The sequence below is a fragment of the Rhizobium sp. 10N414 genome, assembly GCF_056394785.1.
The window spans coordinates 86,410-112,887 of record NZ_JBFTIN010000001.1; the positions used below are offsets into that span (position 1 = coordinate 86,410).

Annotated in this window: 19 protein-coding genes and 2 pseudogenes; 9 read left to right on the top strand and 12 right to left on the bottom strand. The window is 62.1% G+C overall.

Going from position 1 to position 26,478, the window contains the following annotated elements; translation table 11 throughout:
• Window positions 1-243: 243 nt before the first annotated feature.
• The 3 genes and pseudogenes from AC1DE4_RS00475 to AC1DE4_RS00485 form a co-directional block, all read right to left on the bottom strand.
• On the bottom strand, window positions 244-4,077 hold the full coding sequence (locus tag AC1DE4_RS00475; protein ID WP_477879419.1) for a peptidoglycan-binding protein: 3,834 nt from the start codon (window positions 4,075-4,077) through the stop codon (window positions 244-246).
• Window positions 4,078-4,395: 318 nt separating this feature from the next.
• Window positions 4,396-5,097: an SDR family NAD(P)-dependent oxidoreductase gene (locus tag AC1DE4_RS00480; protein ID WP_018858576.1), complete on the bottom strand. Its 702-nt coding sequence runs from the start codon at window positions 5,095-5,097 to the stop codon at window positions 4,396-4,398.
• Window positions 5,098-5,163: 66 nt separating this feature from the next.
• Window positions 5,164-5,241 (bottom strand): annotated as a pseudogene (locus tag AC1DE4_RS00485) (Lrp/AsnC family transcriptional regulator); the annotation flags it as partial.
• A 168-nt stretch (window positions 5,242-5,409) separates the two neighbouring features.
• On the opposite strand from AC1DE4_RS00485, the gene AC1DE4_RS00490 reads away from it, so the two are divergent.
• Window positions 5,410-7,950, top strand: a complete 2,541-nt coding sequence (locus AC1DE4_RS00490) for an arylsulfatase (protein WP_477879421.1) — start codon at window positions 5,410-5,412, stop codon at window positions 7,948-7,950.
• 105 nt (window positions 7,951-8,055) lie between these two features.
• Here AC1DE4_RS00490 and AC1DE4_RS00495 read toward each other — a convergent pair whose 3' ends face one another.
• Complete coding sequence (locus AC1DE4_RS00495) at window positions 8,056-8,514, bottom strand: Lrp/AsnC family transcriptional regulator (RefSeq protein ID WP_025660352.1); 459 nt, start codon at window positions 8,512-8,514, stop codon at window positions 8,056-8,058.
• Between the two features lie 120 nt (window positions 8,515-8,634).
• Here AC1DE4_RS00495 and AC1DE4_RS00500 point away from each other — a divergent pair, with 120 nt between their 5' ends.
• On the top strand, window positions 8,635-9,918 hold the full coding sequence (locus tag AC1DE4_RS00500) for a cystathionine gamma-synthase family protein (RefSeq protein ID WP_018116986.1): 1,284 nt from the start codon (window positions 8,635-8,637) through the stop codon (window positions 9,916-9,918).
• 20 nt (window positions 9,919-9,938) lie between these two features.
• Here the strand turns inward: AC1DE4_RS00500 and AC1DE4_RS00505 are convergent, their stop codons facing one another.
• Window positions 9,939-10,310: a hypothetical protein gene (locus AC1DE4_RS00505; RefSeq protein WP_037090126.1), complete on the bottom strand. Its 372-nt coding sequence runs from the start codon at window positions 10,308-10,310 to the stop codon at window positions 9,939-9,941.
• A gap of 175 nt (window positions 10,311-10,485) precedes the next feature.
• Here AC1DE4_RS00505 and AC1DE4_RS00510 point away from each other — a divergent pair.
• Window positions 10,486-10,662, top strand: a pseudogene (locus tag AC1DE4_RS00510) (diguanylate cyclase domain-containing protein); the annotation flags it as partial.
• A gap of 73 nt (window positions 10,663-10,735) precedes the next feature.
• Here AC1DE4_RS00510 and AC1DE4_RS00515 read toward each other — a convergent pair.
• Complete coding sequence (locus AC1DE4_RS00515) at window positions 10,736-11,209, bottom strand: VOC family protein (RefSeq protein WP_018858579.1); 474 nt, start codon at window positions 11,207-11,209, stop codon at window positions 10,736-10,738.
• A gap of 204 nt (window positions 11,210-11,413) precedes the next feature.
• Between AC1DE4_RS00515 and AC1DE4_RS00520 the strand changes: the two genes are divergently transcribed.
• From AC1DE4_RS00520 to AC1DE4_RS00530, 3 genes are read left to right on the top strand one after another with little or no spacing between them, the layout of a single operon-like run.
• Complete coding sequence (locus AC1DE4_RS00520) at window positions 11,414-13,210, top strand: acyl-CoA dehydrogenase C-terminal domain-containing protein (RefSeq protein WP_169683771.1); 1,797 nt, start codon at window positions 11,414-11,416, stop codon at window positions 13,208-13,210.
• Between the two features lie 37 nt (window positions 13,211-13,247).
• On the top strand, window positions 13,248-14,456 hold the full coding sequence (locus AC1DE4_RS00525) for an acetyl-CoA C-acetyltransferase (RefSeq protein ID WP_477879424.1): 1,209 nt from the start codon (window positions 13,248-13,250) through the stop codon (window positions 14,454-14,456).
• 12 nt (window positions 14,457-14,468) lie between these two features.
• Window positions 14,469-16,682 (top strand): 3-hydroxyacyl-CoA dehydrogenase NAD-binding domain-containing protein, encoded by a 2,214-nt coding sequence (locus AC1DE4_RS00530; protein ID WP_169683770.1) that lies wholly within the window; start codon window positions 14,469-14,471, stop codon window positions 16,680-16,682.
• A gap of 61 nt (window positions 16,683-16,743) precedes the next feature.
• Here the strand turns inward: AC1DE4_RS00530 and AC1DE4_RS00535 are convergent, their stop codons facing one another.
• From AC1DE4_RS00535 to AC1DE4_RS00550, 4 genes are all read right to left on the bottom strand, one after another.
• Entirely contained in the window at window positions 16,744-17,172 is a 429-nt protein-coding gene (locus tag AC1DE4_RS00535; protein WP_477879427.1) for a plastocyanin/azurin family copper-binding protein, read from the bottom strand.
• A 125-nt stretch (window positions 17,173-17,297) separates the two neighbouring features.
• Window positions 17,298-18,413, bottom strand: coding sequence for a flavin-containing monooxygenase (locus AC1DE4_RS00540; protein ID WP_477879429.1), 1,116 nt, complete (start codon window positions 18,411-18,413; stop codon window positions 17,298-17,300).
• A gap of 51 nt (window positions 18,414-18,464) precedes the next feature.
• The gene (locus AC1DE4_RS00545) at window positions 18,465-19,874 is read right to left on the bottom strand and encodes a DUF1254 domain-containing protein (protein ID WP_477879431.1); all 1,410 of its coding nucleotides are present in this window, start codon (window positions 19,872-19,874) and stop codon (window positions 18,465-18,467) included.
• Between the two features lie 866 nt (window positions 19,875-20,740).
• On the bottom strand, window positions 20,741-22,363 hold the full coding sequence (locus tag AC1DE4_RS00550) for an ABC-F family ATP-binding cassette domain-containing protein (RefSeq protein WP_477879433.1): 1,623 nt from the start codon (window positions 22,361-22,363) through the stop codon (window positions 20,741-20,743).
• 280 nt (window positions 22,364-22,643) lie between these two features.
• Between AC1DE4_RS00550 and AC1DE4_RS00555 the strand changes: the two genes are divergently transcribed.
• The gene (locus AC1DE4_RS00555; RefSeq protein ID WP_062373483.1) at window positions 22,644-23,276 is read left to right on the top strand and encodes a TerC family protein; all 633 of its coding nucleotides are present in this window, start codon (window positions 22,644-22,646) and stop codon (window positions 23,274-23,276) included.
• Between the two features lie 23 nt (window positions 23,277-23,299).
• On the opposite strand, the gene AC1DE4_RS00560 is transcribed toward AC1DE4_RS00555, so the two are convergent.
• On the bottom strand, window positions 23,300-23,863 hold the full coding sequence (locus AC1DE4_RS00560) for a DUF922 domain-containing Zn-dependent protease (RefSeq protein WP_477879818.1): 564 nt from the start codon (window positions 23,861-23,863) through the stop codon (window positions 23,300-23,302).
• A 310-nt stretch (window positions 23,864-24,173) separates the two neighbouring features.
• On the opposite strand from AC1DE4_RS00560, the gene AC1DE4_RS00565 reads away from it, so the two are divergent.
• Both AC1DE4_RS00565 and AC1DE4_RS00570 read left to right on the top strand, forming a co-directional pair.
• Window positions 24,174-25,094, top strand: a complete 921-nt coding sequence (locus AC1DE4_RS00565; RefSeq protein ID WP_018858589.1) for a sulfite exporter TauE/SafE family protein — start codon at window positions 24,174-24,176, stop codon at window positions 25,092-25,094.
• Window positions 25,094-25,900: a TIGR02186 family protein gene (locus tag AC1DE4_RS00570; protein WP_018858590.1), complete on the top strand. Its 807-nt coding sequence runs from the start codon at window positions 25,094-25,096 to the stop codon at window positions 25,898-25,900. The genes AC1DE4_RS00565 and AC1DE4_RS00570 overlap by 1 nt, the downstream gene beginning before the upstream one ends.
• Here AC1DE4_RS00570 and AC1DE4_RS00575 read toward each other — a convergent pair whose 3' ends face one another.
• Entirely contained in the window at window positions 25,901-26,407 is a 507-nt protein-coding gene (locus AC1DE4_RS00575) for a winged helix-turn-helix transcriptional regulator (RefSeq protein ID WP_169683767.1), read from the bottom strand. It lies immediately after the preceding gene.
• Between the last annotated feature and the right edge of the window lie 71 nt (window positions 26,408-26,478).

Genomic DNA, 26,478 nt, shown 5'->3' on the forward strand with positions numbered 1-26,478 from the left:
ACGCAGCAAGAAGAATCATAGTTGCAATATTTTGCAAATAGCATTTGCCAAAGAAATACACGTCGAATGCGAAATTACTCCGCCTGAGCCACGATAAAATACAATCGTGCCATTCGCGGGTCGATCAACTGCATCAAGGCCTGTGCTCATAGGTATTCCGCGAAGCTTGCACGGACCTGCACGCCAAGCGCGCATACGTGCCGATCTCTCATGCGCGGCCTGGGAGATCGGGCGAACGTTTGGTCAGACCTTGGTGGCAGGACCCTTGTTGCGCGCCAGCAGGGCCTTCACCGTATCGTCGTTGATCTTCCCGCTCGGCTCCTGGCCGATCGATTTCTGGAAGTTCTTGATCGCCGCAACCGTCTTCGCGCCCATCTCGCCGTCCGGCTGGCCAGCGTCGAAGCCGTTGTTGTTGAGGATCGCCTGGATGTTGCGGATCGCCTTCTTCATATCGACGGTCGAGGTCTTGGTGGCATTGCCGACCCACTCGTCGGGAAGGTCCACGCCATTCGCCTTGCTGTCGAGCGGCACGGCCTTCCACTGGTCAACCTTGGCACGCGCCTTCTCAAGCTGGTCCGGCTTCATGGCTTTCGCAACTTCCTCGCGCTTCTGTGCCGCGTCCTTGTCACCGCCCTTGGCGGCAATCGCAAACCACTTGTAGGACTCGGTCAGATCCTGCGTGATCCCATTGCCGCGGGCACAGAGGATCGCCAGGTTGAACTGGCTGTCGGTGATGCCGAGGTCAGCTGCCTTGACGAACCAGTCCGCGGCTGCCTTGTAATCCTGCTGGCCGAGCGCGCCGGAGGCATAGAGCACGGCGAGATTGTGCATCGCGCTGGCGTTGCCGCGGTTTGCCGCCTGCTCGTAATACTGCTTCGCCTTGGCGATGTCGCGGTCGACGCCTGTGCCCTTCTCGTAGATGTTTCCGAGGCGATACTCCGCCGGGCCGAAGCCCTTGTCGGCGGCGAGCTGATACCAGCTTATCGCTTCCTTCGGATCGGCGGCGACGCCGGCCCGGCCCTCGCTGTAGCGGGCGCCGATTTCAAACAGCGCCAGCGGATCGCCGCTCCTGGCGGCATCCGCGAGCGACTTCGGCTGTACCGTGTCGGGAATGGCAATGCCGGCTGTTTCCGCCACCGGAGCGGCAGGCGTCGTCGCCATGCCGGCAGCAGCCGGCGTCGTTTCCTTGGCAACGAAACCGGAGGCGTCCTGGGGAGCGCCGGAGGGCGCGAGCGGGGCAACCGCGTCGCCGGTCAGCGGTGCGGCGGCCGTCAGATGGTCGGGTGCTGCCGGCGCCGGTGCCGTATCGCTGCTCGCAAGCGGCGCGGCCAGTGCGTCCACGGCCGGGGCTTCAGTGGCCGGAACCTCCGGAGCGGCTACCACGGCCTGGTCGGGCGCCGTCTCGCTGTCCACCGGCAGGGCATTGCTGGATGAATCGGTCAGCACCGCCACTTCGGCGGACGGCGCCGACTGGCCGGTCGTCAGCGTGCGGGCAAGCGGGAACGCCATGATGGCCAGCAATACGGCACCGACGGCCAGCAGGATCGGACGGCGGAAGCGCGAGAAGGTGCTCCCCTTCACCGCATCCTTGTCCTTTGCCTTCCTGTCGGCCTTGGCTGGCTGTGGCTTGGCGCTCGGCTCTGTCTCCATCGCAGCAGCCTGCGCGGCGCGGCGGGCTGCGGCGATGTAGTCCGCGCGCTCGTTTTCCGTTGCCGGCTTCGCATTCACGCGGGCGGCGTTCTGGCTGGCGCGCACGCGCTCGAGGATCTTCTTGACGTCAGGCGCGCCGGAGCCGGGCTCCAGTGGCTCATTGGCAGCTTCCGGCGGCATCACATCGACCGGATCGATGGAAGGAACCGGGTCGATGAGCGTGCGTTCAGCGGTGGCGGCCTCAGCCTTGGCCTTCTTGCCGGGCAGCAGGCGCTTGCCGAGGCCAGCAAGCAGGCTACCCTTGGAGGGAGCTGCGGATGATACGGGCTTCATTGCCGCTTCGATCGCGACCACACTGGTGTCGGTCGTCGCCATGACCGGTAGGGCGGGCGCTTCGTCGGCGACCTCGGGCTGACTGCTTGCCGAGGCGCGGGTTCCGAAAACCACCGGCTTCTGTGCTTCCTCGGCGCCGGCCTGCATCATCGTAAAAGTATCGACGGCAAAATCGACATCGGCCGCCGGCATTCTCGCTGCCGGCCTTGCGACCGCGCGGTCTTCCATGGTGTCCAGTCGCTCGGCGATCTGGACCAGCGTTTCGTGCAGGGCCTGGAAGGTCTTGTGCGTGCGCTCTTCGCTGCTGCGGCTCAGGTCTTCGAGCTGACGCAAGTCTTCGGCAAGCGCATGGAGCGCCGACATATCAGCCGCAGCCGGCGCGCCACCTTGCAGGGCACCGTTTCTTGCATAGGCTTCGACCACCGCTTCCGCCGCCTGGCGGGCAGCCTCGATGATGTATTCGTCGCTGGTCGCCATGTAGTCTTCGATCGCGCCCATGCGGCGGTCGAATTCCGCCGGCAGTTCGGCAGCCGGCCGCGGCTCGCTCATAAGCGCCGAAAGGTTTGCGATCTGGTCCTCGAGGTTGCGTAGCGCATGCGTATCAGCCGCCGGTGCCGCGGTGCTTTCCTCCAGGCGTGCGACGATATCGCCGAGCCGCCCTTCGATGCGCCTGATAGCACTGTCGTCCACGGAAGCAACGACGGGCTGAAGCGGCTGGAAGTCCATCTCGTCGATGCGGCGCGCGAGATAGTCGAGGCGCTGCGCAAGCGCATCGTTGACCGAGCCGACTTCGAGTGCGTCGATCTTGCGCGAGATATCTGCGAGTGCGCCGGTCAGTTCCGGCTGTGGCGCAGCCTTGTGGCTCCGCTCGAGCAGGTAGGACAGATGCTCCAGGCGCTCGTCGAGGCGCGAGGTCGCCTCGGCGTTGGCGAGTTCCTCGACGCGCAACGTCAGGGTTTCCAACCGATCCGCCAGGGCATCGGTCGGGGCCGCGCGGCTCGCGACGCTATGACCCATTAGATCGATCTGCTCGCCCAGGGCGTTCAGGCGGCCTTCGAGACGATGCATCATGGCCGGATCGCCGCTGGCGGCAGCGCGGCCGGTTGCCGCGATAGCACGGCTGATTTCGTCGAGACGGCTATCCATTGCCGCAAACTGCTCGGCCATCGCCCGATCGTGCGGCTGGATCATGCTGCCGAACTGCTCCATCGCCGTGGCGATGGAAATAAGCTTGTCCTCCAGTGCGCGAACGGCCGGGCTTTCCCCCATGCCGCCGATATGGCGCTTGATATCGTCGAGCCGGTAGGCAAGCGCCACAAGCTCCTCCTGCAGGCCGGCGGTGTCGAGCGCATGCAGCTGGTTCTCGACGCCGTCCCAGCGGGTCTCCATGTGGCGAATGGAATCCTCGCGGGCGAGCCCGTCCATCAACGAGCGGAGCTCTTCGAACTCGCCACGCAGCCCTTGCGCCTCAGGCGCGCTGGAGCGGCTGGCAAGCTGATCGATGCTGCTTGCGAGGCGGGTCATATCGGCACGGATGTCATCGGCGAACCGGTTGTCTTCCGCGCCGACCTTGATGCTGCGGATCTCTTCTCGCAATGCGTTCATTTCGCGCGTCACGCCATCGGAGATGTCACGCTTCAGGTCCTGGCGAAGATTGACGAGCGCTTGCGCGATCTCGGTCATCGTGTCTTCCGCCGGACGATAGGCCGGCTGTGCCGAGGCCGGTTGCGGAGCGGCGGGACGCGGCGCGCGTTCGGCAACAGGGAGCGGCGCACGCGACGGAGCTGGCTGCTCGCGCGTGTAGGCGGCGGGTTCGCGCGCAGCAGGACGTTCCCGGCTTGCTTCCAGGATGCGCTGGCGCTGGCGAATTTCTGCGAAAGGATCCGGCCGCGCCTCGGCGGCATGGGGTGCGCGGGCGGCGTAAGGATCAGAGTAGACGTCGCGCTCCGGCGCCGGAGCGCGTTGGCGCTGGTCGCGAGCACCCGCACCCATCAGACCCTCGATCCTCGCCTCCAGGCCTTCGATGGTGCGGTTCAGCGCATCGAGCGAAGCCCTGTCGGAATGCCGTGGGGAATTTGATCGCGATCCGTTCATCTTCTTGCTCGCTTCATCTGTCCGAACCCTCGTCAGGGCCGATCATTGGCTTCCGTCACCGCCGCATCGGAATGCGGGCGTGAGCACCGTTCATGAAGGGATAATCAATTAGACTTTCCTCAACCTGTACGGCGTAGCGGCATTCCCATGAAACGCGAGACTGAAAAAAGGAATGCAAGTCGCCAATGCTCAAACAGCACCTTTCACGAAACGTGGTAAATAACCCGTTAACCGACGTGAGATTTTTTTAACTTTTCAGGATTTTCAGCACTTTGCGTGCTGAAATCGGCCAGTCCCCTGAAAGGCTCAAGACGGAGATCAGAACGATTCCGTCCATGGCCGAACCTCGATTTCCTGTGACCAGGCGCTTCGGTGCTGCAGTAAGACATCGATGTAGGTCTGCGCGATGGCATCCGGGTCGAGCGTCGCATCCGGCTTGGCCGGGTCTTCCCGGCGCACCTCCGATCGGATTCCGCCATCGATGATGAAATGGGCGACGTGAATTCCCTTCGGCCCCAATTCACGGGCAGCGCTCTGGGCAAGGCCGCGAAGGGCGAACTTGCCCATGGCAAACGCGGCCGACTGGGCATATCCCTTCACGCTCGCCGTCGCCCCGGTAAACAGGATCGCTCCGCGCCCTTGGGGGATCATGCGCCTTGCAGCCTGCTGGCAAACGAGAAAGCCGCCATAGGCGCTGACCGCAATTGCCTGTTCGACCGCTGCCGGATCGAGTTCGGTCAACGGTCCGCGCAGGCGCCCGCTGGCGTTATAGACTACAACCTCCGGATCCCCGATTTCCGCCGCGACCTCGTCGAAAAGGGCGGCGACGGACGCCGGCTGGGCGGCATCCGCCGCAAACATCAGCGCGCCGGTTTCGCCAGCGAGTTTGCTCAGCTTGTCGGTGTTGCGCGCCGCCAGCGCGACCCTGACGCCGCGCCCGGTCAGTTGACGCGCAAGCGACGCGCTGAGGCCCGGGCCTGCACCGACGATGAGAGCGGAACTGTAAGGAAACTCGGTCATAGCTGTCCTCCGGTCGTTGTCGACGAAACCTGCGGCGCAGGTGAGCATCAAGCTTGCCTGCGGATACTACACCCACCGCGCCTGGATGGTATTCATCTCAAAGCTGGTCTCGATCGTATCGACGCATTTCAGGCGGGCGATCTTTCCATGATAAACCGCCGCTCCTCGAGGCCGGCCTAGACCACTCCACCATTGTGCTAATGCCCCACGCGCATGGTTTTGGCCTCGCTCTCGTGATATCTTCTACCAGAAGTAAACGAACCGCTTGGAATGAAAGGGAGTTCGATTTTGGGCTAGTTGGAGGGAACCGTCATGAAACTGACGAGACTGATGTCACTGGCTTCCGCCGTAGCAACATTGGCTCTTGCTACAGGAGCGGCATATGCACAACAAGTCACCGGAACACTGGGTGCGCCGGGTGCTACGACAACCATCGATGGCAGGCAGCTGCCGGCGCCGGACCCGAGTTTCGGCGGTACCATCACCAACGATGCTCTCAGTTCGAAACCCTGGTGGGCGCCCCGTATCGTGCCGCCGAAAGGAGCGCCGAACATCCTGCTGGTCATCACGGATGACGCAGGCTTCGGTGTGCCGAGCACGTTCGGCGGCGTTATTCCGACACCAACCATGGATCGCGTCGCCGCCAATGGCCTTCGGTACAACAATGTCCACTCGACTGCCTTGTGCTCGCCGACCCGCGCGGCTCTCATCACCGGACGGAACCATCATTCGGTCGGGTTCGGCGTGATCTCCGAGCAGTCGACGGGTTTCCCCGGCTATAATAGTATCATCCCCGAGGACAAGGCCACCATCGGCCGGATCCTGCGCGACAATGGTTACGCCACCTCCTGGTTCGGCAAGGACCATAACACCCCGGCCTTCGCCGCCAGCTCGATCGGGCCGTTCGACAAATGGCCGACTGGCATGGGATTCGAATATTTCTACGGTTTCGTCGGCGGCGACGCGAACCAGTGGCAGCCGAACCTGTTCCGCAACACCACCCAGATCTATCCCTTCGAGGGCAAGCCAGGCTGGAACCTCGTGACCGGCATGGCCGATGACGCCATTGATTATCTCACTCGCCTCAACCAGACGGCGCCTGACAAGCCTTTCTTCATGAAATACGCGCCCGGCGCAACACACGCGCCTCATCACCCGACGAAGGAGTGGGTAGAGAAGATCAGCGCCATGCATCTCTTCGACCAAGGCTGGAACAAGCTGCGCGAGCAGATCTTCGAGAACCAGAAGAAGCTGGGCGTGATCCCGCAGGACACGCAGCTGGAGCCCTGGCCCTCCAGTATCCTCAAGAACTGGGACGATCTGAAACCAGAGGACCAGAAACTCTTCATCAGGCAGGCGGAAATCTATGCCGCCTACGCCGCCTACAGCGACCACGAGATCGGGCGCGTCGTCCAGGCGATCGAGGACATGGGCAAGCTCGACAACACGCTCGTCATCTACATCAACGGCGACAACGGTACGAGCGCGGAAGGCGGCCCTCTCGGCACACCCAATGAGGTGGCGTTCTTCAACGGCATCAATGAAATGCCGACCGATGTACAGATGAAATGGTATGACGTCTGGGGTACCGAACAGACCTACAACCACATGTCGGCGGGCTGGTCCTGGGCCTTCGATACGCCCTTCTCCTGGTTCAAGCAGAACGCCTCGCGGCTCGGCGGCGTCGGGCAGAACATGGCAGTCTCCTGGCCGGTACGGATTACCGACAAGGGTGGCTTGCGCGAGCAATTCATGCACGTGATCGATGTCGTCCCGACGCTGCTTGAGGTAACAGGCATTCCGGCGCCGGACATGGTGGACGGCATCAAGCAGGCGCCGATCGAGGGAACGAGTTTCGCCTATACTTTCGACAAGGTGAATGCCAAGGCGCCGACTCGCCACAAGACGCAGTATTTCGAGATGTTCGGCCAATGGGCCCTTTACAATGACGGCTGGCTGCTCAGCACCAAGGTAAACCGTGCGCCCTGGGAAGCCTTCGGCACCGCCAACCCGGACCCGCTAAACAACCAGGTCCTTCAGCTCTATGATCTGAGCAAGGATTTCAGCCAGTCGCAGGACGTCGCCGCTGAGAATCCCGACAAGGTCAAGGCGATGAAGGATCTCTTCCTCGCCGAGGCGAAGAAATACCAGGTCTTCCCGATGGACGCCTCGGTCGCCGCACGCATCGTCGCCCCGCGCCCGAACATCACGGCCGGCCGCACCGAGTTCACCTACACGCATCCGATGACGGGCCTGCCGCAGGGCGACTCGCCGTCCCTGCTCAACAGCTCCTACACGATCACCGCCGACATCGACGTGCCACAGGGGGACGCTGAAGGCATGATCCTGACTTCGGGAGGCCGCTTCGCCGGTTACGGCTTCTATCTTCTCAAGGGCAAGCCGGTGTTCCTCTGGAACCTGGTCGATCTGAAGCGGGTGAAATGGCAAGGGCCGGATGCGCTCACTGCCGGCAAGCACATGCTCGAATTCGACTTCCAGTATGATGGCCTCGGCATCGGAACGCTCGCCTTCAACAACATGAGCGGCGTCGGCCGATCGGGCACGGGCACACTCAAGGTGGACGGCAAGGTCGTGGATACCCAGAAGATGGAACACACCCTTCCGATGATCCTGCAGTGGGATGAGGCTTTCGACGTCGGTTCCGACACGCTAACGGGCGTCAACGATGCCGACTACTCGCCGCCCTTCGCGCTGACTGCCAAGCTCAACAAGCTGACGATCAAGGTGGATCGCCCGACCTTGAGCGAGGACGACATCAAGAAACTCGAGGATGCGCAGGCGGTGGCTGTGGACGGTAGCCCGATCCACCACATGCAGCCTGCGCCGCAATGATCGCGTTGAAACACGCCGGCACTGCGGGCACCGATGTCAGCCATCCGCTCCCAGCATGCGGCGCCTAACGAAATAGATGCCCGGATCGTGACAAGCTTGCGGATACTACACCCGCCGCGCCTTGATCGTATTCATCACGAAGCTGGTTTCGATCGTATCGACGCATTTCAGCCGGGCGATCTTTCCCTTGATGAACCGTTCGTAGTCCTCGAGGCCTGAACTCATCACCTTCAGCACGTAGTCGCGCGATCCGGTGACGAGATGGCACTCCAGTACCTCGTCCCACCCGCGAACCGCGCTCTCGAACATCTGGATTTCGTCCTCGTGCTGGCGGCTGAGCCGAACCGACGCCAGCGCCGTCATCGTCCAGCCGTCAATGGTGGGATCGACGAGTGTCGTGTAGCCGTGAATGATGTCAGCATCCTCCAGCCGGCGCAGACGGCGCAGGCAGGCGGACGCAGAAAGCCCGACACGCTCGGCAAGCTCGTTGTTGGGAAGGCGAGCGTCGCTCATCAGCTCCTTGAGGATTTTCCGATCCATATCGTCAGCAATTTTCTGCGTCACAATTCGCCATTCTCCGCAATAAGTTGCTTTATAGAGCATAGCCGCGCGGCAAATAGCAAGAACAGTCCGCGCGTTCTGATATAATTTGCGAGCATCACGGCATCTCGCGAGGAGACGACAATGACCGCACCGCATCCTTCCAAGACTCATATCGGCAACCACGCCCTGCATCCCGAAACGCAGATGCTGAACTATGGCTACGATCCGGAATTGTCGGAAGGGGCGGTAAAGCCACCGGTGTTCCTGACGTCGACCTTCGTCTTCAAGTCCGCCGAGGACGGCCGCGACTTCTTCGACTACGTCTCCGGCCGCAAGGAACCGCCAGAAGGCAAAGGCGCGGGGCTCGTCTATTCGCGCTTCAATCACCCCAACAGCGAGATCGTCGAGGACCGGCTTGCCGTTTACGAGCGAACAGAAAGCTGCGCCCTATTTTCGTCAGGTATGTCGGCGATCGCCACGACGCTCTTGGCCTTCGTTCGTCCCGGCGATGCCGTGCTCCACTCCCAGCCGCTCTACGGTGGAACGGAAACCCTGCTGGCCAAGACCTTCCTCAATCTCGGCGTTGCGGCGGTGGGCTTTGCCGATGGCGTCAGCGAGGCATCGGTGCAAGCGGCTGCGGAACAAGCCATGGCCAAGGGCCGGGTGTCTGTCATCCTTGTCGAGACGCCAGCCAATCCGACAAACAGCCTCGTCGACGTCGCAATGATCCGCCGTGTCGCAGACGCGATCGGCAGGAAACAGGGACACACGCCTGTTATTGCTTGCGACAACACGCTGCTTGGCCCTGTCTTCCAGCGGCCGATCGAGCACGGCGCCGATATCTCGCTCTACTCGCTGACCAAGTATGTCGGCGGCCACTCGGACCTGATCGCGGGTGCTGCCCTCGGCTCGAAGGCCGTCATGAAGCAGGTCAAGGCACTGCGCGGCGCGATCGGCACGCAGCTTGACCCGCACTCCTGCTGGATGCTCGGCCGCTCGCTGGAGACCCTGCAGATCCGCATGGAGCGGGCCAACAACAACGCCCGCGTCGTTGCCGACTTCCTGCGCGAGCATCCAAAGGTCGAGGGGATCCACTACCTGCCCTATCACGACGCCAATTCGCCGGTCGGGCGGACCTTCGCGGCGCAGTGCAGCGGTGCGGGATCGACCTTTTCGTTCGATATCGTTGGCGGCCAGCCGGCCTCGTTCAAGTTCCTGAACGCCCTGCAGATCTTCAAGCTCGCGGTCAGCCTCGGCGGCACGGAATCGCTCGCCAGCCATCCGGCAACGATGACGCATTCGGGTGTGCCGGCCGACGTCCGCCAGCGGATCGGCGTCCTGGAATCGACCATCCGCCTGTCGATCGGCATCGAGCATCCGGACGATCTCGTCGCCGACCTGCAACAGGCATTGGACGCCGCGTGAACCTGGATCCTAGCGGCGGCTCAGGCCGCCGCCGTTTCCCTCACATCGTCGAGCAGGAAATGCACGACGACGTACTTCGTCGTGTAGTGGCGGCCGCTGTCGGAAACATTGTCGACGCTGCCGCCATCGGCGGGGTGCCACCGATGATAGTGCGGATTGGTGGTGATCAAGGTGATCGCCTTGCCGGCCATCTTGCCATCGAGACGGTAGCGCATTTCGGCCAGCGGCCAGATGCGCTCGTAGTCCTCCATGGACATGCGGACCTTCAGGGCCTTGCGGCTCACCGCCTCGCTGCGTGAGCCGTCTTCGTGCTCCACCGCCGGCAGCTCCAGCGTGACTTCCTCGGCTCCATCGAGAATGGAATTGAACTCCTCCGGCCACATCCGTCTCATAAAATCGCTCCTCCAAAGCTCTTTCATCAGTCTGCCTTGTGAAATCTAGCCTGTCTTCCCCCGGAAGCAAACAGTTCCGGCAAAGCTTAGACGAAAGCCTCACGCGCAGTGTGGGCGTTGTCCACATTTAGGAACGCCGCTATGCACTTGCCCTCAGCCCCCATCGCATCGTTGTATGTGCCGACGCATCGATGACGGAGAAACAGCCGCGCTGACGGCGAACGAGACCTTTGGGGCGCTCTATCTCGATATGGATGGCTTCAATGGCATCAATGACAGGCTCGGCCGTCACGCCGGCGATGAGGTTCTGCGAGAGGCCGCAAACCGCATCCGCACGGCTAGAGTTGCAGGCGTTTTCAATGCCCGCACACGACCCACAAGATTGCCGTTCCCGCACCGCCACGACCGAAAACTGCCATCAAGAGCTACCGGTAGGCTGCTTCGAGCTTCGCGATATCGAGCTTCACCATGCCGAGCAGGACTTCGGTGACACGCTTGGCGCGCTCCCGGTCGGGATCGGCAATCATCTCACTCAGCACGCGGGGAACGATCTGCCAACACAGGCCCCATCGGTCCCGCAGCCAGCCGCACTGCTCCTCCACGCCGCCGTTCTCCAGGAAGGTGCTCCAGATCCGGTCGATCTCCTGCTGCGTCTCGCATTGTACCGAGATCGAGAATGCATGGTTGAACGCATCAAGCGGACCGGCTTGCATGGCCACGAAATCCTGATGCCCGAGCTTGAACTCGATGATGATGACACTGCCGGGCGGGCCGCTCGGCGTCTCGGCCGGAAGCACGGTCGTGCGCCCCATGGACGCATTCGGGATCGTTGCCACATAGAATTCGACGGCCTGCTGGACGTCCTTCTCAAACCAGAGATTCGAACTGACCTTGAGCATGGATTGTCCTCCTCGTTGTTGCTCTGATGAAAGGTTCGACACCCCAAGGACGTTCCCGGTCGGCCCTTCCCGACACCGCACCACACAATCGCATCACAAATTCGAGCAAGCGCGAAATTTGACGTTTACGCAAACGTCAATATTTTGTAAGAGACTCTCAAATGCCGGCTTCGTCCGGCGTGCCGAATTGGAGGAATTCGAACGATGCCAGTCTATAAGGCCCCGGTAAACGACACGCTTTTCGTGCTGAACGACGTGCTCGGCCTGGAACGCTACAACAATCTTCCGGGGTTTGCCGACGCGACGCCTGACATGATCGAGGCGATTCTCGGAGAATCGGCAAAGCTTGCCGAGGAAGTGCTTTTCCCGCTGAACTATTCCGGCGATCAGCAAGGCTGCGTGCGCCATGAAGACGGCTCGGTCTCGGTGCCCGATGGTTTCAAGGGCGGCTATGACGCCTATTGCCATGGCGGCTGGACTGGCCTTGCGGTTCCCGAGCAATTCGGCGGCCAGGGTCTTCCCTACGCACTGCATGCCGCCGTCGGCGAATACACCTCCTCCGCCAACATGTCGCTGATGATGTACCCGGGGCTCACCCAGGGCGCGATCGCGGCGATCTTCGTGCATGGCTCGGAGGAGCAGAAGCAGACCTATCTGCCGAAGATGGTTTCCGGCGAATGGTCCGGCACCATGAACCTCACCGAGCCGCATTGCGGCACCGATCTCGGCCTGCTGCGCACCAAGGCGGTGCCGCAGGCAGACGGCAGCTACAAGCTGTCAGGCCAGAAGATCTTCATCTCGGCCGGCGAGCACGACATGACCGACAACATCGTGCATCTGGTGTTGGCGCGCATCGAGGGCGCACCTGAAGGCACGAAGGGCATTTCGCTGTTCATCGTGCCGAAGTACCTGGTCAAGGCGGACGGCACGGTCGGTGCGCGCAACCAGGTTTCCTGCGGTGCGATCGAGCACAAGATGGGCATTCACGGCAACGCCACCTGCGTCATGAATTATGACGGGGCAACCGGCTTCCTCATCGGTGCCGAGAACAAGGGTCTCAGCGCCATGTTCGTGATGATGAACGAGGCGCGTCTCAGCGTCGGCCTGCAGGGACTGGCGATCTCCGAAGTCGCCTATCAGAACGCCGTCAACTATGCCCGCGAGCGCATCCAGGGCCGTTCACTGTCAGGCCCGAAGGCGCCGGACAATAAAGCCGACCCGATCATCGTGCATCCGGATATCCGCCGCTCGCTGATGACGATCCGCGCCTTCAATGAGGCAGGCCGCGCCTTCCTGCTGTGGACGGCCCTGAAATCCGACATCGCCCACCGTTCGGCGGACGAGAAGGAGCGCCAGACCGCCGACGACATTCTCGGCCTCGTCACGCCGATCCTGAAGGGCGTCCTGACCGACAAGGGCTTCGACCACGCGGTCATGGCACAGCAGGTCTTCGGCGGTCACGGCTACATCGAAGAGCACGGCATGAGCCAGTATGTGCGCGACGCGCGCATCGCCATGATCTACGAGGGCGCCAACGGCATTCAGGCGCTCGACCTGGTCGGCCGCAAGCTCGGCCAGAACGGCGGCCGCGCCGTCATGGCGCTGTTCAAGGAAATCGGCGATTTCTGCGAGGAGAACCGCAACGAAGAACAGATGGCCTTCTTCACCAAGAACCTGAAGAAGGGGTTGAACGACGTGCAGGCGGCGACCATGTGGTTCATGCAGCACGCCATGGCCAAGCCCGACAATGCCGGCGCCGGCTCCACCGACTACATGCATCTCTTCGGCCTCGTCGTGCTCGGTTACATGTGGGCAAAGATGGCCAAGGCTGCCAATGATGGCCTTGCCGCTGGAGAAACCGAACGCGAAACATTCCTGCGCAACAAGCTGATATCAGCCCGTTTCTTCATGGAGCGGATCATGCCGGAAACGGCACTGCGCAAGGCCCGCATCGAGACCGGCGCGGAAACGATGATGACGTTGGCCGCCGAGGCCTTTTGAGTTCAACGGCGCTTGCCGCCGATAGGGAGATAGAGGAATGACCGAGGTTTTCATTTACGACCACGTGCGCACGCCACGCGGCCGCGGCAAGAAGGATGGCTCGCTGCACGAGGTGCCGTCGGTGCGGCTTGCCGCCAAGACGCTGGAGGCGATCCGCGACCGCAACGGGCTCGATACGGCAACGGTCGATGACATCGTCATGGGCTGCGTCGATCCAGTGATGGAAGCAGGCGCGGTCATCCCGCGTGGGGCCGCCTTCGAGGCAGGCTACTCCACCAAGGCGCCCGGCATGCAGATCTCCCGCTTCTGCGCTTCCGGCCTCGACGCAGTGAATTTCGGCGCGGCGAAGATCGCCCAGGGCGCCGATGACATCGTCATCGCAGGCGGCGTCGAAAGCATGTCTCGCGTCGGCCTCGGCATGTCCGGCGGCGCCTGGTTCATGGATCCGTCGGTGAACTTCCCGGCCTATTTCATGCCGCAGGGCGTCTCCGCCGATCTGATTGCCACCAAATACGGCTTCTCGCGCGACGACGTCGATGCCTATGCCGTCGAGAGCCAGAAGCGCGCTGCGAATGCCTGGGAGAAGGGCTACTTCAAGAACTCCGTCATTCCTGTGAAGGACCAGAACGGCCTTGTTATCCTTGCCCATGACGAGCACCTGCGCCCAGGCACCGACATGCAGGCGCTGGCGGCGCTCAACCCCTCCTTCCAGATGCCGGGCGAGATGGGCGGCTTCGAAGCCGTCGCCATCCAGGCGCATCCGGAGGTCGAGCGCCTCAACTACGTTCACCACGCCGGCAATTCCTCCGGCATCGTCGATGGCGCGGCCGCCGTGCTGCTCGGCTCGAAGGCCGGCGGCGAAGGCATGGGCGTCAAGCCCCGCGGCCGCATCAAGGCCTTTGCCAATATCGGCTCCGACCCGGCGCTGATGCTGACCGGCCCTGTCGACGTCACCGAAAAGCTTCTGAAACGATCAGGCATGTCGCTCGCCGACATCGATCTCTTCGAGCTCAACGAAGCCTTCGCCGCCGTCGTGCTGCGCTACATGCAGGCCTTCGAGATCCCGCACGACAAGATCAACGTCAACGGCGGCGCCATCGCCATGGGCCATCCGCTCGGCGCCACCGGCGCGATGATCCTGGGCACCGTGCTGGACGAACTGGAGCGGCGCGACCTCAACACCGCGCTCGTCACGCTCTGCATCGGCGCCGGCATGGGCACCGCAACCGTCATCGAACGCGTCTAAGGGAGAGAGACGATGACCTACAAGAACTTCACCGTCGAAACCGACGCGGACGGCATCGCTCTCGTCACCTGGGACATGCCCGGCAAATCCATGAACGTCTTCACCGAAGAGGTGATGGACGAGTTGAACGCCATCGTTGATGCCGTCGTTGCCGATAGCGCCGTCAAGGGCGCGGTTATCACCTCGGGCAAGTCGAGCTTCTCGGGCGGCGCGGACCTCTCGATGATCAAGTCGATGTTCTCGCTCTATCAGCAGGAGAAGGCCGCCAATCCCGATGGCGCTGCGCAGAAGCTGTTCGATCTCGTCGGCCGCATGACCGGCCTCTTCCGCAAAGTCGAAACCTCCGGCAAGCCCTGGGTTTCGGCGATCAACGGCACCTGCATGGGCGGCGCCTTCGAAATGTCGCTCGCCTGCCATGGCCGCGTCGCCTCGAATGCCAAGTCGGTGAAGATCGCGCTGCCCGAGGTCAAGGTCGGCATCTTCCCCGGTGCCGGCGGCACGCAGCGTGTCTCGCGCCTGGCGGACGCCCAGTCGGCCCTGCAGATGATGACGACAGGCCAGTCGCTGACAGCAGCGCGCGCCAAGGCGATGAACCTCGTGCATCAGGTGGTCGAGCCGGATCAGCTGATCCCGGCTGCCAAGCAGATGATCAAGGACGGCCTCAAGCCAGTCGCGCCTTGGGACGAAAAGGGTTTCAAGGCGCCCGGCGGCGGTATCTGGACGCCTGCGGCAGCGCAGCTCTGGCCGGCCGCACCGGCGATCCTGCGCCGCGAAACGGCGGGCAACTACCCGGCAGCACTCGCAATCCTCAAATGCGTCTATGAAGGCCTACAGGTGCCTTTCGACACCGGCCTCAAGATCGAACAGCGCTATTTCACCGAGATCCTGCAGACCAGCGAAGCCTTCTCGATGATCCGTTCGCTCTTCATCTCCATGCAGGAGCTCGGCAAAGGGGCCCGCCGCCCCGCCGGAATCCCGAAAACGGAGTTGAAGAAAGTGGGTGTCGTCGGCGCCGGTTTCATGGGAGCCTCGATCGCCTATGTAACCGCCGCCGCCGGCATCCCCGTCACCCTCATCGACCGCGACATCGAAGCGGCGGCCAAGGGCAAGGGCGTCGGTGAAGGCCTGGTGAAGGACTCGATCGGTAAGGGACGCCTTACGCAGGATGACGGTGCGGCGCTGCTTTCGCGCATCGTCCCGTCCGCGGACTATGCCGACCTCAAGGATGCTGATCTCGTCATTGAAGCCGTGTTCGAAGACCGTGAGGTCAAGAAGGCCGTGATCGAGGCGGTTGAAGCCGTGCTGCCGGAAGGCGCCATCTTCGCTTCCAACACCTCGACCCTGCCGATTTCAGGCCTTGCCAAGAACTCCAAGCGCCCTGCCGATTTCATCGGCGTGCATTTCTTCTCGCCGGTCGAGAAGATGATGCTGACCGAGGTCATTCTTGGCAAGCAGACCGGCGACAAGGCGCTGGCGGTGGCACTCGATTACGTCGCCGCAATCAAGAAGACGCCCATCGTCGTCAACGACACCCGCGGCTTCTTCGTTAACCGCTGCGTCTTCCGCTATATCCACGAAGCCTACGACATGCTGATCGAGGGCGTCCCGCCCGCGATGATCGAGAATGCTGCCAAGATGGCCGGCATGCCGGTCGGCCCGCTCTCATTGAACGACGAGGTGGCGATCGATCTGTCGCAGAAAATCCTCAAGGCCACCGTCGCCGATCTCGGCGAAGCCGCCGTCGATCCTGAACATATGGCGCTGATCAACAAGATGGTCGACGAGCTCGACCGCCGCGGCCGCAAGAACGGCAAGGGCTTCTACGACTATCCGGCGAAACCGGCCAAGAAGTCGCTTTGGCCCGAGCTGAAGACCTTCTACCCGCAGAAGAAGGCGGAAGACGTCGATGTCGAGGTGCTGAAGCAGCGCTTCCTCGTCACCATCGCACTGGAGGCAGCCCGCACCATCGAGGAAGGCATCGTCACCGATCCGCGCGAGGCCGACGTCGGCTCCATCCTCGGCTTCGGCTTCGCGCCCTATACCGGCGGCGTGCTCTCCTACGTCGACGGGATGGGCGTGAAGGCCTTCGTGGAGCTATGTGAAACGTTAGCTGTAGCTTACGGTGCACACTTCAAGCCGACGGCGCTGCTTGAGGACATGGCGGCCAAGGGCGAGACCTTCTACGGCCGCTTCGACCCTTACGCAAAGGATAAGGAGGCGGCGTAAGCCGCCTCTGGCACCTGTCATCAAAGCCAGCGGTGCTTTCGGCTGGCTTTCGATCTCGCGGCTACTTGGTCACGGTAAGGCTGGCCTGCATGCCCGCCTCGTAATGCCCCTTGATATTGCACAGAAGCAGGTAGGCGCCGGGCGCGAGCTTCGTTTTCAACTGCCCGTCCGCTCCCGGCTTTAGGTCCGAGACTTCGCCGATGCTCTTGAGCTGCTTTTCATCGACCCTATGCCAGGATGCAATCAACGGAACCTTCTGGTCCGGGGACTTCAGCTTGACGAGCACCATCTCGTGCTCCTCGGTCATCGCGTCGTTGTGAACCGCGAAGATCGTTTCCCCTGCCTTGATCGTGGCCTGGTCGAGCGTCAGGGTCATCGGCCCGCCGCCCTCGCCGCCTTCGGTCACTTTCACAGTCGTAGCCGCCCATGACGGCGAAGCGGTTGCGATCGCGGCAGATGCGGCGAGAGCGTACCATGCGTACCTGTTCATCAAATCAGCCTTTCCGTTGCAGCCCGCGCTTCATGTAGGCAGCACGTCTGACGCCAGCCTGAACGGCTGGTCCAACCGTCGCAGGCTCGGCAACACAAAGCCGGTCCCGGGCGATGGACGACACATCATTGGCCGGCGATGGAGGCCGCGATCTTCTCGGCCTCAAGTCCGATTTCCCGGAGAAGGCCGGTTGGAACGGCGGTGAAGCCGCAAAAGTAGAGGCCATCATTCGCCGGCTGGAGATCTCCGCGCGCGGGACCGTCGGCGCCGCCAAATCGTTGTTTGAAGTCGGCCAGCAGCGCCTCGAGCCCCGGCCGATAGCCGGTCGCAAGGACGATCGCGTCAAAAATGCCGGAGCGGCCATCCGCGAATTGCACCTGGCGATCGTCGGAACTCGTGACGGCAGGGAACACCTTGATATCCCCCGACCTGATCCGCTCGATCGTGCCGATGTTGATCATCGGCGTGCGGCCCCTTTCGATAATGCCGGCCAGCGGCCCGCCTTTTGCCCTTTCCACTCCGAACGCCCCGAGGTCCCCGAAACGCAGGCTGAGGATCGGCGCGTTCACCGCGTCGACTAGGCGATAGGGAAGGAACCGCTGGGCGATGGCAATGCTGGCGGTCGTCACGCCGAACAGCTCGAGCGGCACGACGTTGACCGGACCACGCACGGACATGGCGACATGAAGGCCGGCCTCGGCGCATTCGAGAGCGATCTCGCCGGCGGAGTTGCCGAAGCCGACGACGAGGACCCGCTCGGCTGCAAGCTCCGCGGCATTCCGGAACTCCGAGGAGTGCAGAAGCTTGCCCGAAAACAGCTCCTGCCCCTCCCAGGACGGCCTTATCGGCGCGTTCGAAAGCCCGGTCGCGAGGATGACATTGCTCGCCTCGAATGCCCCCTCGAAGCTCTCGACAATCCACTCTTTGTCCTTGCGGATCGTCGTCGCGCGCACGCCGAACCTGACCTCGATGTCGTTCGAGGAGCTATAGGTTTCGAGATACTCGATCACCTGCTGCCGCGAGGGATACTTCGGAAACCGCCGTGGCATTGGCATTCCCGGCAGAGCCGAGTGCATCTTGTGGGTATGCAGCCGAAGGCGGTCGTAGTGGCGATGCCAGGAGGCAGCCAGCGTGTCGCCTTTCTCAAGCACCAGAAACGGGCGTCCACGCGCCTGCAGCGCCACGGCGCAGGCCAATCCTGCCGGTCCCGCACCGATGATGATCGTTTCTGTATCCGTCATGGGAGCTCTTGGCTCACGATGCCAGTCATAAATGGGCCCTCGTGCTGACACCTAGGGCGCGGCGACCCTGACGACATCCGACAAAACCCACTTCTTGTCAAACAACTCCTTCGTCGGGCCGTAGGCGCGGAACATCAGTTCGAACTGCCGCTTCGGATCGGTCGGCACCCAATTGGTGTCCTTGCCCTTGGGGGCCTTGGGACCGAAATAGAGATCGACGGATCCGTCTCCGTTCTTCACCAGTTCCAGAATCTGCGACGAACGGCTGGCACGCGCAACATTCTTGATCAGCGCGTGCGTCTGCCGGTCATAGGCCGTCACCGACCAATATTGCTGGACGGGAACATTGCCAGGCACATGGAGACGATAGGTCTTGCCGCCGTCGAAGGCATTGCCATCCTTGTCGCGGATCGAGATCGCATAGAACTGACCGGCCCCGAGCCTCTTGATGCCGATATAGGCATAGCTGTAGGCAACGCCGCGATGATCGACCGGATAGGCGTCCTGTTCGGCGAAATCAGATTGCATGGCCTTGATGAGATCGGGATAGGCCGGGAAGGTCCAGCGGCTCTTCTCGCTGAAGAAGGGCGGCAGACCGGCATCGTATTTCGCCTCCAGTAGGGTCTCGGCCTCCTTGATGCCCTTGGTCAGCAGGGATTTGGTGTGGCGATCGGGCTCAAACGGCTTGTCTTTCTCTATGCCGATCGATTTCAGCTGGTCGATCATCACGCGGTCGCGGGAGATCCACGGCTCTTCCTGTACGACACGGTTCAGATTGTCGAAGAAGCTCGCGTCCCATCTGATCGTGGAATCGAACAGAACATCCTTCACGTCGGAGAAAACGGTCTCCGGCGGATTGGCGGCGGCCGACAGCGGATAGATTTTCAGCTTCTTGCCGTAGTCGATGGAGGCCTGGACATCGGCATCACCATGGCTCGCAAGGTTCGAACGAAACAGCATGTAGCCGCCGTAGACCTCGGACCGCAGCGGAATGAACCCGTCCGGCAGCTTGTCCGTGTAACCCGGCGGCAGGACCACGAACTTGCCGCCTTTGCCCTTGTCGTATCCGAGCAGACCGGCATCCTCGAGCGGCAATTGCCATGCGGTGACGATATTGCCGTTGAAGGAGGCCTTTTCCTCCGCCGGCGGCAGATCGAGAACGACGGGGCCGTCCTTCGTGCTGAAGAAAACCATGAAGTAGAGAGCGTCCGGATTGGGCGTCAGCGTCTGGTTCATCCAGTCCAGCGGGCGGCCCCAATAGATGACCTGTCCGACCTTGCCGGGCGTCTTCTCAAGCATCTCCTGCCGCATCAGATCGTAGTTGACGACGGGTATGCCCCAAACTGCCGCCTGGACTGCATTCCGCTCGATCTCCTGGTCGAACACCTGCCGTGCGGTCCTATCTGCCGAAAGTGCCGGACCGGCGAGCAGCAGCATGCATAATAGCGCGATAGACCTCATGGCAGGCCTCCTCCGATCTTGATGCGTCATCCGGAGTGAATGCTTGCGGGGCTCAATACGGAAGTACGTTACGGTAAATGTGACCAGTATCCCATCTGCAGACTAGAGGCGGGTCCGACCATGCGAAATCGGGATATGCTGATGCAATATCCGATCGAGTGCATGGTGCCTCAACGGAGCAAAACAGCGCCGAGTTACGCCATATCAATCACTTATCCGATCTCTCATCCTCGCTCCCCGGCCCCGTGCCTAAAATCCTCCGCTTCCGTCGCCGGGGTGTTTCGCGAGACTTTCGCGGGCAGGCGGGAGCAGGCGCCCTGCCGGAGGCTGTAACGTGTAGTCAAAGGCAGGGAGGCGAAAGCCGGGCATCGGCATTAGACCGCTGCCATCACAAGTCTCCCCCGGATGTTCCAGCATCCGGTTTGGTTCAGCCATGCAAGTTCGGGCCGATCTGCTCGGACGCAGCGAGACGAGGCGATCGCCTGAAGGGGTAGGGATATCCCGAAGAACGCCGAAGGCCACGCAAATGCGGAGCCACAATAATTCTAACCAGTGAGGTTCCGCATTTGCGTGGGCTCTCCGGATCGATGGTCGAAAACATGGCGGCGGAGCTGCCGTGGAGGAGACGCATGCGAAGCAGCCTGTTCCTGAAAAGACTTCTCGCCCTGCCCGTTGTCGACGTGCTCGCCGTCGTCGAGGCCATGAATTTCGAGGATGGCGGACTGGTCGATGGCGAGGAAAAGGCGCGATCCGGCGGATGCGTCATCACACGGCTGGCCGCCAGCGAGTGCGGCTTCTGGAAAGATTGCTCCATCGCCACCTGCCGTCGTGCCCGGGCCCGCAGGTCGACCGGCGCCCCGCTACCCTCAGCCCCGCAGGCCAGGTGCCTCGTAACCGGTGCGCTCGACGTATTCCTTGTAGCCGCCGCCATATTGGTGGATGCCGTCAGGCGTCAGTTCCAGCACGCGGTTGGAAAGCGCCGCGAGGAAATGCCGGTCGTGCGAGACAAACAGCATCGTGCCCTCGTATTGCGACAGCGCCTTGATCAGCATTTCCTTGGTGTCGAGGTCCAGGTGGTTGGTCGGCTCATCGAGCACCAGCAGGTTCGGCGGATCGAAGAGCATCTTGGCCATGACAAGCCGCGCCTTTTCGCCACCCGACAGCACGCGGCACTTCTTTTCGACGTCGTCGCCGGAGAAGCCGAAGCAGCCGGCCAGCGCTCTCAGCGGCGCCTGCCCTGCCTGCGGGAAGGAATCCTCCAGCCATTCCAGCACTGTCCGCTCGCCATCGAGGATATCCATGGCGTGCTGGGCGAAATAGCCCATCTTGACGCTGGCGCCGAGGGCAACGCTGCCCTGGTCCGGCTCGGCGGAACCAGCAACCAGCTTCAGCAGGGTCGACTTGCCGGCACCGTTGATGCCCATGATGCACCAACGCTCCTTGCGGCGGACCATGAAGTCCAGGCCTTCGTAAATGGTTCGGCTGCCGTACTTCTTGTGGACGTTCTTGAGGTTGATCACGTCTTCGCCGGAGCGCGGGGCCGGCAGGAAGTCGAAGGCGACCGTCTGGCGGCGCTTCGGTGGCTCGACCCGGTCGATCTTCTCCAGCTTCTTGACGCGGCTCTGCACCTGCGAGGCGTGCGATGCGCGCGCCTTGAAACGCTCGATGAACTTGATTTCCTTGGCAAGCATCGCCTGCTGGCGCTCGAACTGCGCCTGCTGCTGTTTCTCGTTCTGCGCCCGCTGCTGTTCGTAGAACCCGTAATCGCCGGAGTAGCTGTTCAACGAGCCGGCGTCGATCTCGATGATCTTGCCAACGATGCGGTTCATGAACTCGCGGTCGTGCGAGGTCATCAGAAGCGCCCCGTCATAGGTCTTCAGGAATTCTTCCAGCCAGATCAGGCTTTCCAGGTCCAGGTGGTTGCTCGGCTCGTCGAGCAGCATGACATCCGGACGCATCAGAAGAATGCGGGCGAGCGCCACGCGCATTTTCCAACCGCCCGACAGTCCGCCGACATCACCGTCCATCATTTCCTGGGTGAAGCTCAGGCCTGCCAGCACTTCGCGCGCACGCCCTTCCAGAGCGTAGCCGTCCAGTTCCTCGTACCGTGCCTGGACTTCGCCATAGCGCTCGATGATCCGGTCCATTTCGTCGAGCTTGTCGGGATCGACCATTTCCACTTCGAGTTCACGCAACTCGGCCGCGACGACGCTGACAGGCCCAGCACCTTCCATGACCTCGGCCACGGCGCTACGGCCGGCCATCTCGCCGACATCCTGATTGAAATAGCCGATCGTCACGCCCTTTTCGGCCGCGACCTGGCCTTCATCGGGCTGCTCCTGCCCGGTGATCATGCGAAAGAGCGTCGTCTTGCCGGCGCCATTCGGGCCGACGAGGCCGATCTTCTCGCCTCTGTTGAGGGCTGCGGAGGCTTCGATGAAGAGGATGCGGTGGCTGTTCTGCTTGCTGATATTCTCGATGCGAATCATGTCTGCGTGGAGTCCGAAAGCGTTGCTGCGCCCCTCGATCATGCCGGCCGGGGCTTTTTGCGGCTCTCGCTAGCACGTTCGCGGCGCAATGGCCAATCCCAGGCCATGCAAAGAACTCTACGTCAGGAAAATGAAGGTCGTTTGTCGACCGGGCGGAACTGCAACGGGCGACAGAACTTTTCCACAATAGGTCCTCGCCCCTTGATCAGCCGATCAGCGATCATTTATGCGTTATCGGCGCGCCGGCGGGCGTTTCGCATATGTCAGGGATTATCAGATTATGGAAATTTTCACCTCGGCCGGCTTGCTGGCGCTCTTGCAGGTCATTCTCATCGACCTCGTGCTTGCCGGCGACAACGCCGTCGTCATCGGTCTTGCCGCCGCCGGATTGCCGGCCGACCAACGCAAGAAGGCGATCCTCGTCGGTATTCTTGCTGCCACCGTGCTGCGTATCGCGCTCGCCAGCGTTACCGTCCAGCTTCTCGAGATCATCGGCCTGCTGCTGGCCGGCGGTATTCTCCTGCTCTGGGTCTGCTGGAAGATGTGGCGCGATCTGCGCAACGGCAGCGGCGAAGTGGAGGGTGCCGAAGGCGACGCGGCGGCGCCGAAGAAGACCTTCTTCCAGGCAGCCAGCCAGATCGTCATTGCCGACGTGTCGATGTCGCTCGACAACGTGCTCGCCGTTGCGGGGGCTGCCCGCGAACATCCGACGATCCTCGTCATCGGCCTCATCCTGTCGATTGCGATGATGGGTATTGCGGCGAACTTCATCGCGCGCCTGCTCAACCGCTACCACTGGATCGCCTATCTCGGCCTTGCCATCATCGTCTACGTGGCGCTGAGCATGATCTATCGCGGCGCCCTCGAGGTCTGGCCGCACCTCGCGCCGGTGGCCGCTGCCGCTTTGGGCTGAACCGCCATAGGTTCGAACGGCCCTCAGGGGCCGTTCACGAGCTGCAGGACGAGGCGGCGAATATTGCCGCCCTCGCTCATCTCCGCCTTGTCGAAATCGCGGCCCTGCTGTCGCTGTCGCGCCGAGAGTTCGCCGAGCCGCTTGGTGAGTTCGACCCGGATCTTGCGGCAATCCGGGTCATTGTCGGCGGAAAAGCCGACGCTCATCGCCTCGATGTCCCGGACCATCTGCTCGATATAGTCCCCGTGCACCCGCTCATGCGTTTCGATGCCGGCAATGAAGGTCGCCCAGCTTGCCTGGGTGGCAGCGGGAAGCTTGCCGGTCGGCTTCGGCAGCGTGTAGGTGATGATCAGCTTCGGCCGCGCCACGGCAAGCACGCAGGCATCGCCCCGGCGCTCGTATTCTCTGGTCCAGGTCAGCTTGAAAGTCGTGTGCGCCACCACCCGACCGGGGCCAAGCTCGGGACCGTGCTCGCCGATGGAATCGTACAAGGCTGCGCCGGAACTGCCCGTCACCGCGTAGGTCCGCACCTCTTCGATCGGCTGCCATTCCGCCTTCGCCGCAACCGGCTGAAGGACGCAAGCCATCAGCAACCAACGAACCAATCCTGCCTTCACGCGAATCCCCCGGACAATCCTGCTCCGACCCTAGTCGGCAGGCGTCTCGCATTCAACCGGCGATCCGGATGCGGCACTAGGCACGCTTTGTCGGGATCGACCCCTAAAGGTCTGTCATAAAACCCAAAAAAAGCCTGAATATTCGAGAGTGATCACGCTATCGAGTGGATCGCGTGTCGCTAATCGAAATCCTCTGGCAACGATTTCACCGTATGATGCACCATTCGAACAAGATGTAAGACGCCTGCCTGTGGGGGCAGTTCATAGATTGGGGTCTGCTGTGACAATCTATCTGCCTATCGCAGAATTGTCGGTGAACATCTTCATCATTCTCGGCATGGGAGCAGCCGTCGGCTTTCTCTCCGGAATGTTCGGTGTCGGCGGCGGCTTCCTGATCACGCCGCTCCTGATCTTCTACAACATCCCGCCGGTCGTTGCCGTCGCCACCGGCGCCAATCAGGTCGTGGCCTCCTCCATATCCGGCGCCATCACGCATTTTCGGCGTGGATCGCTCGACCTGAAGCTCGGAACCGTACTGCTGATTGGGGGTCTCACGGGTGCGACAATCGGCATCTGGATCTTCTCGCTGCTCAGGCGGATCGGTCAGCTCGATCTCATCATCTCCTTGCTTTACGTCGTCTTTCTCGGCACGGTCGGTGGACTGATGCTGGTCGAGAGCGTCAGTGCCATGCGCCGTGCGGCGAAGAACGTGCCGCCGACACCGCGGCGCCCCGGTCATCACCATTGGGTGCACAAGCTGCCGCTGAAGATGCGGTTCAAGAAGTCGAAGATCTTCCTCAGTGTGATCCCGGTCGTCGCGCTCGGCTTCGGCATCGGCATCCTGACATCGGTCATGGGCGTCGGCGGCGGCTTCATCATGGTGCCGGCGATGATCTATCTCCTGCGCATTCCGACCAACGTGGTCGTCGGCACGTCGCTGTTCCAGATCATCTTCGTGACCGCCTACACGACGGTCGTGCAGGCGGCGACGAACTTCTCGGTCGACATCGTGCTCGCCTTTTTCCTAATGATTGCCGGCGTGATCGGCGCGCAGTATGGCGTGCGTGTCGGACAGAAGCTGCGCGGTGAGCAGCTTCGCGCGCTTCTCGGACTGCTGGTGCTTGCCGTCGGCCTTCGTCTTGCCGTTGCGCTCGTCGTAACCCCAGCGGACGTCTACTCCGTCGTCATGGGAGCGAATTGATGCGCCGCTTCCTCGCTGCTCTTCTATCTATCGTTCTCTTGCTGCCCACCGCAGCAATGGCGCAGATGCTGCTCCCGGGACAGGCCGCGCAGAGCAAGACCGAAGGGCTGGAGATCGGCACCTCCACCAGCGAAATCGCCATCACTTCGGATTTTCGGGGCGCGGACCTGACGATCTTTGGAGCCGTGACCAACACTGACAGTCTTCTGTTGGCAATCGGCCAATATGACGTGGTCGTCGTTCTCGAGGGGCCGCGAGAAAACGCGACCGTGCGCCGGAAGGAGCGCGTGTTCGGCGTCTGGATGAATACGCGATCGATGACCTTCGAGGCGGTGCCGCACTCCTATTCGATGTCGAGTTCGCGCATGCTTGACGACATCACCACGCCGCTCGACCTCACCGATAGGGGGATCGGCATCGACCACATCCCGCTGACGCCGGTCGGCTTCGTCGGCAACGCCAGCAATCTCGGCGAATTCCGGCAGGCCTTTCGCCGACTGCAGGAAAACGGCGGCCTCTACGATCGCGACCCGAGCGGCGTGCGTTTCGTCAGTTCCAGCCTTTTCAAAGCCAGCCTGCGGTTGCCGGCAAACATTCCGAACGGCGTGCATACCGTGCGAGCCTATCTCTTCAAGAGCGGCAATTTCATCACTGAGAAGTCGGTGCCGTTGCGTGTCATCAAGACGGGCATCGAGCAGATGATTACCGACGCGGCGCACTCGCAGCCGATTGCCTACGGCCTGGTTTCTGTCTTCCTGGCGCTCATTACCGGCTGGGGTGCCAGCGTGGTGTTCCGCAAGGATTGATCAGGCGGATTTCGTCTTGCGGGCGACGACGCCGAGATAGGCTTCGGTGAGGCGCGCGAGGACGGACGGCGTTCCGGCAGGCAGCTTCTTGCCGAGATGCTTGGCGCGCAGCTCGTCCATGAATTCCTCCCAGAGTTCGGTGCCCCCCTCCTCCAGAAGCTCCGCCCGAATGGAGAGTTCCTCGGTAACCGGAAGATGCCTGCGACCCCACGCACCCATGTGCGCGAAGATGGGCACGAGTTGGATCGCCATTTCGGTCAGGCTATAGATTGCCTTCTGCTTGTGCGTCGGATCATCCTCACGCGTCAGCAATCCCCTGTCGACTAGGCGGCGGAGGCGGTCGGCCAGAATGTTCGAGGCAATTTTCTCCTGCGAATTCTGCAGCAGTTCGCGAAAATGGCGCCGATTGCCGAACATGATGTCGCGGATGACGATGAGGCTCCAGCGATCGCCGAGGACCTCGAGCGTCAGATTGATCGGGCAGCCGGAGCGATGAGCGTCGTCCATTAGCACCTCCAAAAACTGCTTGCATTTTGCCATCAGTCAACCAAGCGTTCAACCAGTTACGAGTCGCAACC